14 protein-coding genes are annotated in these 14,358 nt (G+C 69.9%); 5 read left to right on the plus strand and 9 right to left on the minus strand.

The genetic code is table 11. The features are described 5' to 3' along the window. The first annotated feature begins 66 nt into the window (after positions 1–66). The 3 genes from ACIBF8_RS26865 to ACIBF8_RS26875 are packed head-to-tail and all read left to right on the plus strand — an operon-like array spanning position 67 to position 2,725. Positions 67–1,485 (plus strand): FAD-dependent oxidoreductase, encoded by a 1,419-nt coding sequence (locus ACIBF8_RS26865; RefSeq protein ID WP_396786589.1) that lies wholly within the window; start codon positions 67–69, stop codon positions 1,483–1,485. Beyond that, on the plus strand, positions 1,485–2,297 hold the full coding sequence (locus ACIBF8_RS26870; protein ID WP_396786591.1) for an MFS transporter: 813 nt from the start codon (positions 1,485–1,487) through the stop codon (positions 2,295–2,297). Before ACIBF8_RS26865 ends, ACIBF8_RS26870 begins: the two co-directional genes overlap by 1 nt. Then, on the plus strand, positions 2,294–2,725 hold the full coding sequence (locus tag ACIBF8_RS26875; protein WP_396786593.1) for a hypothetical protein: 432 nt from the start codon (positions 2,294–2,296) through the stop codon (positions 2,723–2,725). Before ACIBF8_RS26870 ends, ACIBF8_RS26875 begins: the two co-directional genes overlap by 4 nt. A gap of 277 nt (positions 2,726–3,002) precedes the next feature. Here the strand turns inward: ACIBF8_RS26875 and ACIBF8_RS26880 are convergent, their stop codons facing one another. Both ACIBF8_RS26880 and ACIBF8_RS26885 read right to left on the minus strand, forming a co-directional pair. Next, on the minus strand, positions 3,003–3,419 hold the full coding sequence (locus ACIBF8_RS26880; RefSeq protein WP_396786595.1) for a MerR family transcriptional regulator: 417 nt from the start codon (positions 3,417–3,419) through the stop codon (positions 3,003–3,005). After that, on the minus strand, positions 3,419–4,921 hold the full coding sequence (locus ACIBF8_RS26885; RefSeq protein WP_396786597.1) for a SulP family inorganic anion transporter: 1,503 nt from the start codon (positions 4,919–4,921) through the stop codon (positions 3,419–3,421). Before ACIBF8_RS26885 ends, ACIBF8_RS26880 begins: the two co-directional genes overlap by 1 nt. A 364-nt stretch (positions 4,922–5,285) precedes the next feature. Here ACIBF8_RS26885 and nhaA (ACIBF8_RS26890) point away from each other — a divergent pair, with 364 nt between their 5' ends. Next, positions 5,286–6,617, plus strand: coding sequence for a Na+/H+ antiporter NhaA (gene nhaA, locus ACIBF8_RS26890; protein ID WP_396786599.1), 1,332 nt, complete (start codon positions 5,286–5,288; stop codon positions 6,615–6,617). A 13-nt stretch (positions 6,618–6,630) separates the two neighbouring features. On the opposite strand, the gene ACIBF8_RS26895 is transcribed toward nhaA (ACIBF8_RS26890), so the two are convergent. Then, the gene (locus tag ACIBF8_RS26895; protein WP_396786600.1) at positions 6,631–8,145 is read right to left on the minus strand and encodes a hypothetical protein; all 1,515 of its coding nucleotides are present in this window, start codon (positions 8,143–8,145) and stop codon (positions 6,631–6,633) included. 113 nt (positions 8,146–8,258) lie between these two features. Beyond that, positions 8,259–9,152, minus strand: coding sequence for an ATP-binding cassette domain-containing protein (locus ACIBF8_RS26900; protein ID WP_396786601.1), 894 nt, complete (start codon positions 9,150–9,152; stop codon positions 8,259–8,261). Between the two features lie 77 nt (positions 9,153–9,229). Here ACIBF8_RS26900 and ACIBF8_RS26905 point away from each other — a divergent pair, with 77 nt between their 5' ends. Then, positions 9,230–10,429, plus strand: coding sequence for an ABC transporter ATP-binding protein (locus ACIBF8_RS26905; RefSeq protein WP_396786602.1), 1,200 nt, complete (start codon positions 9,230–9,232; stop codon positions 10,427–10,429). A 146-nt stretch (positions 10,430–10,575) separates the two neighbouring features. Here ACIBF8_RS26905 and nhaA (ACIBF8_RS26910) read toward each other — a convergent pair whose 3' ends face one another. From nhaA (ACIBF8_RS26910) to ACIBF8_RS26930, 5 genes are all read right to left on the minus strand, one after another. Then, entirely contained in the window at positions 10,576–11,895 is a 1,320-nt protein-coding gene (nhaA, locus tag ACIBF8_RS26910; protein ID WP_396786603.1) for a Na+/H+ antiporter NhaA, read from the minus strand. Between the two features lie 203 nt (positions 11,896–12,098). Beyond that, on the minus strand, positions 12,099–12,398 hold the full coding sequence (locus tag ACIBF8_RS26915; RefSeq protein ID WP_396786605.1) for a BON domain-containing protein: 300 nt from the start codon (positions 12,396–12,398) through the stop codon (positions 12,099–12,101). Positions 12,399–12,501: 103 nt separating this feature from the next. After that, positions 12,502–12,864 (minus strand): hypothetical protein, encoded by a 363-nt coding sequence (locus ACIBF8_RS26920; protein WP_396786607.1) that lies wholly within the window; start codon positions 12,862–12,864, stop codon positions 12,502–12,504. Positions 12,865–13,038: 174 nt separating this feature from the next. Continuing rightward, positions 13,039–13,650, minus strand: a complete 612-nt coding sequence (locus ACIBF8_RS26925) for an STAS domain-containing protein (RefSeq protein WP_396786608.1) — start codon at positions 13,648–13,650, stop codon at positions 13,039–13,041. 149 nt (positions 13,651–13,799) lie between these two features. Then, a complete protein-coding gene (locus ACIBF8_RS26930) occupies positions 13,800–14,216 on the minus strand; it encodes an STAS domain-containing protein (RefSeq protein WP_396786610.1) in 417 nt (138 codons plus the stop codon). Positions 14,217–14,358 lie beyond the last annotated feature (142 nt).

Consider the following 14,358-nt stretch of genomic DNA (forward strand, 5'->3'; position numbering starts at 1 on the left):
GACCCTTGCCAAGCGGGGCCCGTCTACCTATTTGATTCGACAGTTATCAACACAGAGGAGTTTGTGATGAGCACCCTGAACGAGCTGCCCGTCGTGGTCATCGGCGCCGGCCCGGTAGGCCTGGCCGCCGCCGCGCACCTGCACGAGCGGGGCATGGCCTTCACCGTCCTCGAAGCCGGCGGCACCCCGGGTGCCGCCGTGCGGCAGTGGGGGCACGTGCGTGTCTTTTCGCCGTGGCGGTACAACGTCGACCCGGCCGCCCGCCGGATCCTGGACGAGGCGGGATGGGTCGCCCCTGACCTGGAGGCCCTGCCCACCGGAGCGGAGCTGGTCGGCGACTACCTCCAGCCCCTCGCGGAGCTGCCGCAGCTCAAGCCGCACCTGCGCTACGGCGCCCGGGTCGAGGCGATCAGCCGCCTGGGTCTCGACCGGCTGCGCACCGCTGGCCGTGAGTCCGCGCCGTTTCTGATCCGCCTCGCTGACGGCGAGGAGCTCCTCGCCCGCGCGGTGATCGACGCGTCCGGCACGTGGGGCACCCCGAACGTCCTCGGCGCGTCCGGCCTCCCCGCCCGAGGCGAGTCCACCGTCACTTCGGTCCTGGAACACGCGCTGCCCGATGTTCTCGGCGCGGCCCGGGACCGCTTCGCCGGTCGGCACACGCTCGTCGTTGGGGCCGGCCACTCCGCCGCGAATACGCTGCTGTCCCTGGCCGAGCTGGCCGAAGCCACGCCGGGCACCGAGGTGACCTGGGCGATTCGGACCGCCTCACCGGCGCGTACGTACGGCGGTGGGGACGCTGACGCGCTGCCCGCCCGCGGTGCCCTGGGCTCACGGCTGCGCGCGCACGTCGACGCCGGCCGGATCCGGCTGCTCACCGGCTTCTCCGTGCACGCCCTCAGCCCGACAGGCGGCCGGGTGAGTGTGGTGGTGCGGCATGCCGACGGCAGCGAGGAGTCGGTCACCGTGGACCGGATCGTCGCCGCCACCGGCTTCCGCCCCGACCACTCGATCGCCGCCGAGCTGCGCCTGGACCTCGACCCGGTGCTGGGTGCCACCCGCGCCCTCGCGCCGCTGATCGACCCGAACGAGCACTCCTGCGGCACCGTGCCCCCGCACGGCGTGAACGAACTCGCCCACCCGGAGCAGGGCTACTACGCCGTCGGTATGAAGTCCTACGGTCGGGCGCCGACGTTCCTCATGGCCACCGGCTACGAGCAGGTCCGCTCCGTCGTCGCCGCCCTCGCCGGCGACTGGGCCGCCGCCCGCGACGTCCAACTCGACCTACCCGAAACCGGCGTCTGCAACAGCAACCCGGACGACTCCGCCACCGGCGACAGCTGCTGCGGGACGGCCCCGAACAGCGAGCCGACGGCACGCGGCCTCGCCACCGGCATCTCCGGCGGCCTACTCGCTGCGCCGCGGACCCTGCTTACCCTCGGCACCGCACCCGCTGACGCTCAAACCGGCGGCTGCTGCGGTAGCTGATGCCCACCACGATCACCGTGCCCGCCGACCCCACGGTCGGCGGGCACCACGGGTGGCGCATCGTCGCCGCCCTCGCCGTCACCTCAACCGTCGGCTACGGCACCCTCTACTACGCCTACGCCGTTCTGCTCGCTCCGATGGCCGCCACCCTCGGTGTTTCCACCACCGCCGTCACCGGCGCCCTCACCGTGAGCGTCCTGGCCGGCGCGCTCGCGGCCATCCCCGTCGGACGGTGGCTCGACCACCAGGGCGGACGCGCCCTCATGACCACCGGCTCGATCACCGCCACCGCCCTGCTGATCGCCTGGTCCCAGGTCCACACCATCGGCCAGCTGTACATGGTGATGATCGGCGTCGGGATCACCGGCGCGATGGTCCTCTACGAACCCGCGTTCGCGGTCGTCGTCGCCTGGTTCACCCCTGACCGACGCGCCACCGCCCTGCTCGCCGTCACCATCGTCGCCGGGTTTGCCAGCACCATCTTCATGCCCCTGACCGGCCTGCTGACCGCCCACCTCGGCTGGCGCGGCGCGCTGCTCGCCCTCGCCGCCATCCACGGCGCGGTGACCGTGCCGCTGCACGCGCTCACCATCCGCCGGCCCCAATCCGCAGCGACGCCAACCCTCGCAGGCCCGACCCGACCCGAGCACCGCCAGCGGCGCGCCGTCGTGCGAGCCGCGATGCGCGACAGCCGGTTCTGGATCCTCGTCGCGACCCTGATCGCCCACGGCGCGGCCACCAGCACCATGACCGTGCACCTCATTGGCTACCTCATCAGCCGGGGCACCCCGCCACCGTCGCCGCCACCATGACCGGACTGCTCGGTGTCCTGTCCGTCACCGGACGCCTCGTCCTCACCGCCGCCCGACGACGCCTGCCGGTCACCAGGATCGTGGCCGCCGTCTTCGCTACCCAGGCTGCCGCCGTCCTCGCCATGCCACTGCTCGCCGGCACCCGCACCGGGGCGATCGTGACCGTCGTCGGCTTCGGACTCGGCTTCGGCATCACCAGCCTCGCCACCCCAGCCCTGCTCACCGACCGGTACGGCACCGCCGCCTACGCCACGATCGCCGGACGCCTCGCCGCCCCCGTCACCATCGCCAAGGCGACCGCACCCCTGGCAGCCGCCGCTCTCCTGCATACCGCCGGCGGATATACGCCGTTGCTCGCCGCTGCCGCCACCTGCTGCGCACTCGCCGCCATCGGCATGACCACCCGAGCGAGAGTCTCTGCGCCTTAGCCCGTCCCGGCCCGACCTGAGGCGATCAACGTAGTGCTACCTCTGGTGCGGCCGCCGGTCTTGCGGCGTGCTCGCCGCTGACTACCGCACCGGCACCATCCTCGAAGGCCTGCCGCTCGGTGTCGTCTCGGACCGGGTGCTCGTTTCACACCTCGCCTCTCGGGGCCGTCGGAGCGCCCCTGCTGTTCGGGTCCTGCCACGCCGCGAGCCGGTGCAGAAGGATGCCTTCGCCTTCCTGCCTGCCCCGGCCGGGAGGAGGCAGGCGCAGCCGGCAGCGTCAGCGGTTGTGCTGGTCGATGTGGCTCTGAATCTGCTGGGCGAAGCCTTCGGCGGTGGCGAGTTGCTCGCGTAGGGCTTGGACGCGGGTCTGCGCGGCGGTGTGGAACGTAGCCAGCCGATCTTGCAGGGCGGCGCGTTCGTCGCCGTCGGCGCCGTGGAGAGCGTCCAGTATCTGCAGCAGGTCGCGCATCTCCTCGAGGGTGAATCCGAGCGGCTTCATGCGCTTGACCACGCGCAGGCGGTCGAGGTCGGGTTCCGTGTAGAGGCGGAACCCGCCTTCGCTGCGCGCCGACGGCACGACCAGGCCGGCGTCCTCGTAGTGCCGGATGGTGCGGATGCTCAGCCCGACCCGTTCGGCGGCTTCGCCGATCTGCATGCGCCCTGGCGTCATCGCGTCAGTGTGCCTGTCCGTCATCAGTGGCCAACCTTGAGATTGCCGGCGAGGTTCTCGTGGAACTGGGCGCTGGCGGTGTTGAGCCCGACGATGTCCACGCGCTTGCCACGGGACTCGTACTTGGTGGTGATGGCGTCCAACGCGGCCACCGAGGAGGCGTCCCAGATGTGTGCGGCGCTCATGTCGATGACCACGTGCTCGGGGTCAGTCGCGTAGTCGAATCGGTAGACCAGGTCGTTGCTGGAGGCGAAGAACAACTCGCCGTGCACGTGGTAAATCCGCGTCGTGCCGTCCGGGTCCAGGACGCTGGTGACATCGGCGAAGTGGGCCACCCGGCGGGCGAAGATCACCATGGCGGCGAGTACGCCGAGCACGACGCCGATGGCCAGGTTGTGGGTGGCGAGGGTCGCGGCGACAGTGACGAGCATGACGATGATCTCGCCGGCTGGCATGCGCTTGAGGGTGGCGGGGGCGATGCTGTGCCAGTCGAACGTCCCGACCGACACAATGATCATCACGGCGACCAGGGCGGCCATCGGGATCAGCGCGACCACGTCGCCGAGAGCAACAACCAGGATGAGCAGGAACACCCCGGCCAGGAACGTGGACAGGCGGGTGCGGGCACCGGATGCCTTTACGTTGATCATGGTTTGGCCGATCATGGCGCAGCCGCCCATGCCGCCGAAGAGGCCGGTGACGATGTTCGCCACGCCCTGGCCCCAGGACTCGCGGGTCTTGTTCGACGGGGTGTCGGTGATGTCGTCGACCAACTTGGCGGTCATCAGCGACTCCATCAGCCCCACCAGGGCAATGGCCAGGGCGTAGGGGGCGACGGTCGTGAGCGTGTCGAGGGTGAGCGGCACGTCGGGCAGGCCGGGTACGGGCAGGCTGTGGGGCAGGGTGCCTTCGTCGCCGACGGTCGGCACGTTCATGTGCGTGATGACGGCGAACGCGGTGAGCAGGATGATGGCGATCAGCGGCGCCGGGACCACGGTGGTGAACTTGGGCAGGAACACCATGACAGCCAACGCGACCGCTACGAGCGGGTACACCAGCCAGGGCACGCCGAGCAGGTGGGGCAGTTGGGCGGTGAAGATGAGGATCGCCAGGGCGTTGACGAAGCCCACCATGACGCTGCGCGGGATGAAGCGCATCAGCTTCGCCACCCCGAGCAGCGCCAGGACCACCTGTAAGAATCCGCCGAGGATGACAGCGGTGATCAGGTAGCCCAGCCCGTGGTCCCGGACCAGGGGGGCCACGACGAGAGCGATAGCGCCGGTCGCGGCGGAGATCATGGCGGGTCGACCGCCGGTGAAGGCGATGGTTACGGCCATCGTGAAGGAGGCGAACAGGCCGATCTTCGGGTCGACGCCGGCCAGGATGGAGAACGAGATCGCCTCCGGGATCAGCGCCAGCGCGACGACCAGGCCGGCGAGGACCTCGGTGCGCAGCACCCGCGGGGAGGCCAGCCACTCGGGGCGTGACCATCGGGGCGGGCGTACTGCGGACAACTGCGAGGACATGGCTCTCATTTCCACTCGACGTGCACGCGCGTGGGCGTACACCGGCGCGTCCGGCTACGGGTGCGCTGCTTGATCTAGGAGTTGCCGGGTCGCGGACGTGGCCGTCGACGCGGCGGTGAGCGGCGTCGCTCACGAAGCGTTGTCGCTGCCGGGGGCGCAATGGCGGCACGTCCCAGCAACGCACCGAACCCTACCCTTCGGTAAGGGGAGGGTTCGTTGAGGGCCCACGTGTCGATGATCACGCGGTGACGTCCGCCGCAGCTACGTCCGCACAGTGCACACAGCCGATGCCGGTAGGGTTGTAGCCGGTGCGCCGGGAAGTCTGGTCGGCAACGTCCGACCCGACCCCGAAAGTGGAGCACTCATGACGGCAACACCCCCGCCGAGCCCTCGCCTGTTCGACCGAGGGTCGTGGCTGGAGGCCCGCCGGATCGGTGACATCCTGCGGAAAGAAACCATCGGTGGCATTCTGCTGCTCACCGGCGCGGTCCTCGCCCTAATCTGGGCGAACTCTCCCTGGCGGGACGGGTACGAGACGCTGCGCGGGTTCACGTTCGGCCCGCATTCGCTGCACCTCGACCTGTCGGCCGCGACGTGGGCAGCCGACGGCCTGCTGGCGATCTTCTTCTTCGTCGCTGGTCTCGAGCTGAAACGCGAGTTCGTGGCCGGGGACCTGCGCGATCCGCGGCGTGCCGCGGTGCCGATCGCCGCGGCGGTCGGCGGCGTGCTGATCCCCGCCGTGCTGTATTTGGTCATCAACGCCAGTTCGGCCGATGGGCAGGCCAAGGGCTGGGCGATCCCGACCGCCACGGACATCGCCTTCGCCCTGGCGGTGCTCGCGGTCATCGGCCGCTTCCTGCCGCACGCCATGCGCACGTTCCTGCTCACCCTCGCCGTGGTCGACGACCTGCTCGCGATCGTCATCATCGCCGTCTTCTACACCGCGAACCTGTCGATTCTGCCGCTGCTCGCCGCGCTGGTCCCGCTGGCGGTGTTCACCGTCCTGGTGCAGCGCCGGGTCCGGTCGTGGTGGCTGCTGCTGCCGCTGGCGTTCGCCACCTGGACGTTGATGCACGCCTCCGGCGTTCACGCCACCGTCGCCGGCGTCCTGCTGGGCTTCGCGGTCCCGGTGCTGCGCAGCCGCAAGGCGGGCGGCCCGGACGCCGGTCCCGGGCTGGCCGAACACTTCGAGCACCGTTTCCGGCCGATCTCCGCCGGCGTTGCCGTGCCGGTCTTCGCGTTCATGTCCGCCGGCGTCGCGGTTGGCGGGCTCAGCGGGCTCGGCTCCGCGTTCACCGACCCGGTCGCGATCGGCATCATCGTCGGCCTGGTGCTGGGCAAACCGATCGGCATCACCGCCGCGACCTGGCTGGTCACCCGATTCACCCGGGCGAAGATGGACACCGGCTTCGCCTGGATCGACGTGCTCGGCCTGGCCGTGCTCGCCGGGATCGGGTTCACGGTCTCGTTGTTGATCGGGGAGCTGGCCTTCGGTCTCGGCAGCGACCGCGACGACCACGTCAAGGTCGCCGTGCTGACCGGCTCCCTGGCCGCCGCGCTGCTGGCCACGATCATCCTTCGCCTGCGCAACCGCGCCTACCGGCGCATCCACGACGAAGAGGCCGTCGACGCCGACCGCGACGCCATCCCCGACGTCTACCAGCAGCCCGCCGCGAGCCGTACCGGCACCGCCTAACCGTTCAGCACGCTCACCCGCGCAGATCCCGCCGCCGATAGCCCAGGGCTCCGGCCACCGTCGCGACCGCGGCCACGCCGGTCATGGCCAGGGTGGCGGCCCAGTCGACACCGGTGAGGGGGACGGGTGCCAGATGGGCGAACGGGGACACCTCGCGGACCCACCCGGGTGCGCCGATGCTGTCGGCGATCACCAGCAGAAGGAAACCGCCGGTCGCGGGCAGTGAACCGGCGATCGCGGCCACCCGGGGTGCCCAGCCGGCGGCGAGGGTGGCCGCGCCGAGGCTGAGTAGCACAACAGGCAGCGCGTTGCCGGCCCCGCCGAGGGCCGCGAGCAGGCTCAGATCACCGTCGGTCGTGGCGACGCCCGCCCACACGGCGGTACCGGCGACGACGAGCAGAACGACTGCGCCGCCGAGGGTGGCGGCGAGCTCCGCGGCGACCAGTCGCAACCGGCTGACCGGCTGACCGGTCAACAAAGTCAGGTGACGGTTGGTCTCGGCGGCGATGAAGGCGGACATCCGAACCGCGCAGAAACCGCCGACAGGCAGGGCGAGCAGCGCGAACAGGGTCGCGGCGAACCCGTCGACCGCACCGAGCGCGGCGAAGCCGGCTCGTGCTGCTTCGGCGGCGAGCGCCGGATTATCGGCCAGGAAGCCGGTGACCGACATCGCGGTACAGCCGATGAGCAGGTAGTAGGCGCCGACGCCGAGGGCCCACCCGGTCAGCGGCCGCAGGACCCGCCGCACCGCGAACCCCTCCACGCTGCTCAGCAATATCAACTGCGGCTGACGGCCGGCGGCGGGGGCGACCAGACCGCCGCGGACATCGCGGTGCCCGGCGGCGCCGAGCGCGGTGCCGACCAGCACCACAGCCGCGGATAGGAGGAGGGCAAGCGGCAGGATTCGGTTCTGCGCGTACGGCTCGCTCAGGGCGAGCAACCCGAACGGTGACAGCCACCGCAACCACCCCAACTCGGTGAGGCCGTCACCGACCATCCGCGCGAGCAGGCCCGTGCCGAGGACCGCCACGGCGACTCCGGTCGCGGTCGCCCGCGCCGGGAACACCTGCGCCGTCAGCCCAGCAAGGGCGACGAAGAACAACCCGAGGACGCCCACGCCGGCTCCGTGCACTACGGCTCCGGCCGGCTCGGTGCCGGCCAGCAGCAACACCGTGGCGACAACGCCACCGGCGACAACCGGCACGATCATGAGGGCTGCGAGGTGGCGGGCCACCACCGCGCGCAGCGGCACCCGCCCGGCCAGCAGCACGTCCCACCGGCCGGCGTCCTCCTCCCCGCGGGTGACTCGGGTGGTCGCCAGAATCGACCATGCGGCGAGCAGGACGGCGACGAAGGTACCGACCCGCCACACCGTGAACCCGCCCGCCTGGTCGAGCGCAACCGGCTCCCCGAACAGGGTCCGGATGGCGGGGTTCGCGGCAAGCTCGGCGATGCTGCCCGCAGCGGCGGGATCCGCCATGACACTGGAGTAGGTGCCAGCGACCAGCGCCGGCATGACGGCGGTCACGGCCAGCACGATCAGCCCGCTTCGGCGTAACTGGCGTGTTGCCAGCCCGCTGATCGACCTCCCCGGAACGGCCTGCGTGGTGATTCCAGTGGCGGGCGCCATCGTCGACATGCTCATCCGTTGGCCCTCTTGCCGTAGTAGTCGAGGAAGATCTCCTCAAGGTTGGGCTCTCGAACCGCCAGAGCGGTCACCTCAGCGGCGGCCAGCGCCCGCAGCGCCGGAGTGGGCGACCCGATGAGCGAGAACCGCACCCGCCCTATCTCAATCTGCTCGACAGCCTCGACACCGGAGAGCGCGTCGAGGTCCGGCGGTCTTCCGGTGTATGACACGGTCACCTCGGCACGATGCAGACCGCGCAGCTGCTCAATGGAAGCGATCTCGACGAGCCGGCCCGCCCGCAGGATGCCGACGCGATCGCACACCGCCTCGACCTCGGCCAGCTGATGGGAGCTGAGGAACACCGTCTGCCCCCGCTCGCGTGCCTGGATGACGGCGGCGCGGAACTCGCGCTCCATCAGGGGGTCGAGGCCGCTGGTCGGCTCGTCCAGCACCAGCAACGGCGCCCGGGTCGAGAACGCCGCGACGAGCGCGACCTTCTGCCGGTTCCCCGACGAGTACGTACGCGCCGGCTTGGTCGTGTCGAGCGCGAACCGCTCGACCAGTTCGTCGCGGTAGGCCAGGTCGGTGCCCGGGCCGGTGGAGGCATGCAGATGCAGAATCTCCGCGCCGGTCAGCTGCGGCCACAACGCCACGTCAGCGGGTACGTACGCCAGCAGTCGGTGCGCGCGGGAGACGTCCCCAGTGTCGGTGTCGAACACCCAGGCACGGCCCGTCGTCGGGCGCACCTGGCCCAGCACCATCCGGATCGTGGTGGACTTGCCGGCACCATTGGGCCCGAGGAACCCGAACACCTCACCGGCGCGCACCTCAAGGGACAGGTCGTCCAGCGCCAGGACCCGGCCGTAGCGCTTGGTCAGGCTGACGGCGCGTAGCGCAACATCGCTCATCGTGGAAGTCCTTAGCGGCCGACGCGAATATGACCGCCGACCAGACTTCCCGGCACACCAGAACTCACCGTACTCCCGTGTTCGCCGCGGAGGAATCCCGTCCCCGACACCGTCGACAGCGGTCAAACGCCGCTCGCCGACCGCCCAAGCCGTCTCGACCCGGGGCGCAGGGCAAGGTCAACTTCAACCGCACACTGATCGTCGAGCCCTTGCCGATAAGCGCCGGGGTGCCGCCGATGATCGGCCGGAATGCCGGGACTGTTGGTTTCCGAGGTCCGGCAACGGCGTCAGCGGTTTGTCGGCCGGATGCTGACCTGGATGCGGGGCCGGTGGCCGGCGACGATGTGGGCATGACAAGCGACATCGCCCTACTCACCGAGGACCTGACCAAGTTCTATGGCCAGCGCCGCGGTGTCGAGGGGCTCAGCCTGGAGGTTCGTGCCGGGGAGGTGGTGGGATTCCTGGGACCGAACGGCGCCGGGAAGACCACCACGATCCGGCTGCTGTTGGACTTCCTACGTCCCACTCGTGGACGCGCAACCGTGCTCGGGCTCGACCCGCGCAGGGACAAGGCCGCACTGCACCATCAGGTCGGCTATCTGCCCGGTGAGCTCGTGTTTCCCGGACGAGACAAGGCAGAAGACCTGCTGCGCTTCTTCGCTGCGGCGCGCGGCGGCGTGGCCTGGTCGCAGGTGACCGGATTGGCCGAGCGGCTCGACCTGGACCTTTCGCGCTCGGTACGGGCGATGAGTAAGGGCAACAAGCAGAAGGTCGGCCTGGTGCAGGCGTTCATGCACCAACCGGCGATGCTGGTCCTGGATGAGCCGACCAGTGGGCTGGATCCGCTCATGCAGCAAGAATTCCTGGCCATGGTGCGCGACGCCAGCGCCGCCGGGCAGACCGTCTTCATGTCCTCTCATGTCCTCGCAGAGGTGCAGCAGGCCGCCGACCGGGTCGCCATCGTTCGCGACGGCCAGCTGGCGGCGGTCGAGAGAGTCGAGTCACTGGGGAAGCGAGCAGTCCGCGCCGTAGAGATCCACTTCGATGACCCCGTGGACCCGACGGAGTTCAGCGGCCTGCCAGGAGTGAGCGACGTGGTGGTGTCCGGACCGGTGCTCAAATGCACGATCGACGGCCGCATAGACCCGCTGATCAAGGCAGCGGCTCGGCATGAGGTGGTGGACATGTTGTCGGCCGAGCCCGATCTCGAAGAGACGTTCCTGTCGTTCTACTACCACGGGGAAGGGGCCGGCGATGCTTCCCGCGCTGGTGCGTAAGACCTGGCGTGACGACCGCCTGGCGTTGATCGGGTGGGCGGGCGGCGTCGCCGCTTTCACCGCCATCTACACCTCCGACCCAACGCTTCACGCTGCAAACAGCCGTACTCGGCGCTCGGCTGCTCGGCTGGCCACGATAGCCGAGCTCAGGACGGCCTTGTCGTGGGCGGCTGCTCCTCGTAGACGTCGGGCACCCCGTCGGCGTCGCTGTCGCGCTCCTCCAGGGCGCAGACCCTCTGGTAATGCCGATTACGAGCGCGTAGGACGACGGTGGCCAGCACCGCCGACAGCAGCGACCCGAGTAGGACGCCGATCTTGGAGTGGTCGTCGCGTTCGGTGCCGGCGCCGAACGCCAATTCACCGATCAGCAGTGACACGGTGAAACCGACCCCGGCCAGCAGCGCCAACCCCACCATGTCCCACCAGGCGAGCCCTTCCGCGAGCCGGGCCCGGGTGAACCGCTGCACGAGCCAGGTGGCACCGAGAACGCCAGCCGCCTTACCCACCACCAACCCCACCATCACGCCCAGGGCTACGGAGTCGGTCAGGGTTGCGCCGAGGCCGTTCGCCCCGGCGAGCGAGACGCCAGCGGCGAAGAACGCGAACACCGGCACCGCGACCCCGGCGGAGAGGGGCCGGATTCGGTGTTCGAAGTGCTCCGCCAAGCCAGGGCCAGGTCCCGGCTTGCGGCGTAGCACCGGCACGGTGAAGGCCAGCGCGACCCCGGCGACGGTGGCGTGCACCCCCGAGGCGTGCACCAGCGCCCACGTCGTGACCGCCAGCGGCAGTAGCAGCCACCAGGACCGCACCCGGCGCCGCACCAGCAGACCGAACAGCGCCATCGGGGCCAGCGCGAGCAGCAGCAGCCCGAAGTGCAGGGTACTGGTGTAGAAGACCGCGATGATCACGATGGCCAGCAGGTCGTCGACCACCGCGAGGGTGAGCAGAAAGGTGCGCATCGCCGACGGCAGACTGGTGTTGATCACCCCGAGGACGGCTAGGGCGAACGCGATGTCCGTGGCGGTCGGGATCGCCCACCCGGTCAACGCCCCGTCGCCGGCCCCGAGGTTGAACGCCACGTAGATCAGCGCCGGCAGCGTCATGCCGCCGAGCGCAGCGGCGACGGGCAGCATCGCCCGGCGGGGCTCGCGCAGGTCACCAGCGACGAACTCGCGCTTGAGCTCCAGACCGGCGACGAAGAAGAAGATCGCTAGCAGACCGTCGGCGGCCCACTGCCCCAATGAGAGGTCCAGATGCAGCGCCTCGGGGCCTACGGTGACGTCGGCGAGCGAGCGGTACGCGTCGGACCAGGGCGAGTTCGCCCAGGCGAGGGCAAGCACGGCGGCGGTCAGCAGCAGCACCCCACCGACCGTTTCGGTCCGGAGGATGTCCCCGATCCGGCGTACCTCAGGCCAGCTCCTGCGGCTGAGCAGGAGTGGCGTGCGGTTCGCCGGTGGGCGGGTCATCGTGGTCCTCCGGTGGGGTCGGTGACGAAATCGCCGACCAGTCTTCTCGGCACACCGGCTACTACGTTAGCCAAACGACGACCATCAGCCTGTCACCGCCCCTGAGAACGAAAGCGTGTCATCCACGACTAGGCAGCGTGCAGCCTGAGAGGTCATTCGCGCCTTCGATGTGGCCCTGAGCCGGAGTCACCGGTGATCGTCGGTCAGCAGTGCCTACGCCGCGGACCGGCGAGTCGCAGTGTGTTGCAGATGTCGAAGACGCCCGGCACGTCGTAGGTGAGGTCCGCCGCGACCTGCCGCACGTTCGCGTCGCTCACTACGCCGGCGAGGATGACGACCCGGTTCTGCACGGAGACGGTGATCTGCTGGCGCCGCGTGGTCCAGTCGATGCTCAACCGCTGCGCTACCAGCGCCTCAAGTCTTAGGTCCTCGTGGTCCGGCTCGGGCTGGTGCGAGGCGTCGGCGAACCAGTTCTCATCCGGTAACGGCCATGGTATGTACACGGTCAGCTCCTTGATTGCGACGAGGCCGGGCGGGATAGCGGACGGTGAGCTGGTGACGTCCTCACGCCGGTCAGGAACGCGATCGGGTGGGACTCATAGGGCTTCACCCTTGCTCCTCGTCCACCTTGAACGAAAGCGGCCTAACCGTGGGTGTGGCTGGCCTTCTGGCGCTGGCACTGCGTCGTCTCCAGTTCAGGGAAGTCGGATGGGTCGTCCCGGCGGTGGCCACGACGAGCACGACGCCGATGCCGGCGAGACCGACCTGGATGACCAGGCTCAGGAGGTTGGGGGTGCCGGTTTCGATACCCGCGAGACGGGCGACGATGCTGCCGGCCAGCGCGGCGACCACCCCGACTGACACGGTCAGCCAGATCGGGGCCTCCTGGCGTCCCGGGACGACGAGCCTGCCGAGCAGGCCGATAGCGACGCCGACGAGGAGCGCGGTGACGAGACCAGCGATGCTCATGGGGGCTCCCTCGGATCTCCTTCGAGTACGAGTGCTACGGCAGGTGGGGGATCGGTTCTGAAGATTCGCCCCGCACGAGCGGCCATCCGAATGGCCTCGGCTCCTTGCGATCCGGTCCCAGGGTGCCGGTTGTCCCCGGTGGCGAGGCTGCTCTCGGTCCGGGACCCAGTTCGATCAGGAGCGCGTGGCCGGGGCGGCGGTTGGCCGCTTCGATACCGACCCCTTGGACAGTTGGGCGAGGGCGTCTTCGCGGCTGTCGAAGATGGGGAAGGCCCCGTCCAGGCGCATGGTGTGCAGGACGGTACGGATGAACCGCGACGGCGCGGCCAGGCAGAGCCTGGCCCCACGGTCTCGGGCGTCGCGGTGGGCACGGACGAGGTGACCGAGGCCGGTGGAGTCGATGAGGTGTACTCGGCTCAGGTCGACCACGACGTGTCCGCCCATGTCGGCCGCGTGCCGCAGGGCGGTGCGCAGGGTGTCCCCGGTGTCGAGATCGACGTCACCGGTGGCGGCGACGACGGTTACGTCGTCGAGGTGGTCGATGCCGAGGATTCCACCAGGACCGTGTCCGCCGCACGACGCGTGGCCGCCGCCAGGGAGCGGCAGCAGGCTGCAGTGCGGGCAACGGTGGGGGCCGGTGGCGAACGGGGAGCCGCTCCAGCCCTGTTCGGACACCAGGGTCCAGACGACCTCCGCGTCGGGGAGCACGCACGCGGTGGCCTTGACGGTGTCGCCGCAGGTGTCGCAGATCAGGGTCATGAGGTGGTCGTCCGGGACAACGGTCATTCTTCTGGTCCTTCCTGGGTCCGTGTCTTTCCGTGCGGTGGGACACGGCATTCGTGCAGTGCCGAAGCGGTTTGGCTTCCGAGCCTGGTGTTTCCGTGCCGAGTGGCGGTCCAGCCCGATGGTGGGAAAAGTGAGACCGCTGGCGTTCGTCAGTGCGTGGCTCTTACCGGGGCGCGGCCATGAGCGACCAGCACCGGCTGTGTGGAGGTGGGTTCCTGTCCCGTCGTCGGGGTGCAGGGCGGCGATGAGGGGGCAGCGTCGACGACCGGCAGGATCTGGTCCAGACGGGCGGTATGCAGGATGCGTCGGATGCGCGGGTTCGGGTTGCGGACGGTGAGGATCCCGTCGGCACGGGCCAGCCGCCGGTGCACATCGAGTAGGAGGCCGATGGCGGCGGCGTCGATGTGCCGGCAGCCAGACAGGTCGACCACGACCTGTGCGGGGTGTAAGGCCAACAGTTGGTCGAACACTGCTCCGGTCGCCGGCAGGCAGGCCAGGTCGAACTCGGTGATGCACACCTCGACCAGCGCCAGCGTGCACGGCGTAGTTGCCAGCGGTCCTGTCACGGGCACACCCCTCTCCTTCGCGGACGCGGTCGTCTAGGACCCTGCCGTGCCGGCTTGGCGGTCACCACGCGGATCTGTGACAGTTCCGTGACAAATCAGCCAGCCGGCCGCCACGGTTGGCAGCCAGCGGGTCGTGTGGGGA

The organism is Micromonospora sp. NPDC050276 (assembly GCF_044459545.1).
GTDB lineage: Bacteria > Actinomycetota > Actinomycetes > Mycobacteriales > Micromonosporaceae > Micromonospora.